The sequence below is a fragment of the Nostoc sp. genome (assembly GCF_035638895.1).
Classification (GTDB): domain Bacteria; phylum Cyanobacteriota; class Cyanobacteriia; order Cyanobacteriales; family Nostocaceae; genus Nostoc.
The window spans coordinates 1-2,024 of record NZ_DASQZC010000515.1; the positions used below are offsets into that span (position 1 = coordinate 1).

At 41.6% G+C, this 2,024-nt stretch carries 2 protein-coding genes; one reads left to right on the forward strand and one right to left on the reverse strand.

Going from position 1 to position 2,024, the window contains the following annotated elements; all coding sequences use genetic code 11:
* Positions 1–112: 112 nt before the first annotated feature.
* Positions 113–760: a ribosome hibernation-promoting factor, HPF/YfiA family gene (gene hpf / locus VE944_RS25790; protein WP_324983856.1), complete on the reverse strand. Its 648-nt coding sequence runs from the start codon at positions 758–760 to the stop codon at positions 113–115.
* A 619-nt stretch (positions 761–1,379) separates the two neighbouring features.
* Between hpf and lipB the strand changes: the two genes are divergently transcribed.
* Positions 1,380–2,024: lipoyl(octanoyl) transferase LipB (gene lipB, locus VE944_RS25795; protein WP_324983859.1), on the forward strand; the 645-nt coding region annotated here is incomplete at its 3' end.

Sequence of the window (2,024 nt, forward strand, 5' to 3'; positions counted from 1 at the left end):
GCTTGCGGGGAGGGGTTGGGGGTGGGGTGTAATGACTGTGGTTAGCATAACTAATTATGCGGACATGATATTAGGAGTTATTTCTCCCCTATCTCCCTCATCTCCCCACTCCCTATTTACTCGAATGCAACTTTTCCGGCATGACAATATTGGCGTGGGTTGCTTTACCATTCTTGCCGTTAGTACTACCGTTAGCATTACGGGGATGGATCACGCCATAACCGCCGTGGTTGCGTTCGTAAATTACATTAATCTCTCCAGTTTCAGAATTGCGGAACATATAAAAGTCATGCCCTACGAGTTGTAGTTGTTCTAGGGCTTCTGCAAGAGTCATCGGCGGCATGGAAAAATATTTGGTGCGAACGACTTCGTTGGGTAATTCGGGGGTGCGATCGCCAATTAAATCTTTAACTACCGATTCTACAACAACTACTTCTTCTGGTGGGGGCTGAGTTTTATGGTCTTGACGCCGTTCTTTGTATTTCCGCAGTTGACGGGCAATTTTATCTGCAACTAAGTCAATGCTGGCATAGAGGTTTTCGCTACTTTCCTCGGCACGGATAACGCTACCATTAGCGTAAATAGTTACTTCAGCCGCTTGTCTTGTATTAATTCGAGGATTACGGGCTACGCTAAGATGCACATCCACTTCATTTGTAAGGCTCTGAAAGTGACTAACTGCTTTTTCAATCTTTTGATGTACATATTCCCGAATCGCATCGGTGATTTCAATATTTTTGCCGTGGATGACAAGCTTCATGTAAACTCTCCCACTGAATATTTAATGTGTGAATTTGCTTTGTATGAAAAGAAATTGCGGTAAGGTTTATTACTCCCGCCAAAACAAATTGTGAACTCTATCTATGTACTGCTGGTAAGCTTTGTCTAAGCTTATTGCACCTGGGTTATCGCTCATTATACCCTTGTTCCTCCTCATCTCTGCGCTGATATCCAATTGGATATCCACCTAGAATTCTTTGGTGAGGAAAATTTAGCATTAGCTCCTGTAATTGTCTTCTGTGTTAAAACAACGCTTACAGAACTGTTGATAGTTGCTCCTTCTGTGTTCGGTTGAATTTTGCTTGCTGTTGTTCAATAATACAAGTCTTTGTGGAAATTTGATTCTGTTTGAAATGTAAACTAATGTTATGAAAGTCATCAGCCAGTACATTCGTCTTTATCGTCTTAGCATGATGCTTATTGCAGAGAATTCCTCCTAAAAACCTATTATTGAGGTTGTATATTCAAGCTAGCACTTTGTATTTTCTAATGCATGTTCCCTTGACTTTCCTTTAAAATCCTTTGCAAATCTTGACATTGTTTGACTCCAATCCTCTAGTTTGAAATATATTTCGCCATGAATGCAGTTGATTTTTGGCATAATCCATAGTATGGAACCACAGAAAAATCGTTGTTTGCTATATAACCAAGGATTAATGCCTTACTTGGAAGCTCATGGATGGCAGCGATCGCTCCTGACTGAGCGTATCAATAATCCCAGTCTAGACGACGTGTTAATTTTGCTAGAACATCCACCCGTCTACACTCTGGGGCAAGGAAGCAACTCAGATTTTATCAAATTTGATATTGACAAAGGTCAATATGATGTGCATAAAGTTGAACGGGGCGGCGAGGTTACTTACCATTGTCCCGGTCAATTGGTGGGATATCCAATTTTAAATCTGCAACGTTATCGTAAAGACCTCCATTGGTATTTACGCGAACTCGAAGAAGTAATAATTCGCGTATTGGCAGTTTATGGGTTGCAGGGAGAAAGAATTCCGGCTTTTACTGGCGTTTGGTTACAAGGGCGAAAAGTTGCGGCTATTGGTATTAAAGTCAGTCGTTGGATTACCATGCACGGCTTTGCATTAAATGTTTGTCCAGACATGACAGGCTTTGAGCGCATTGTACCCTGCGGTATTTCTGATAAACCTGTAGGCAGTTTAGCCGAATGGATTCCAGGTATCACCTGCGAAGAAGTGCGTTTTTACATAGCACAGTCCTTTGCTGAAGTCTTTGGT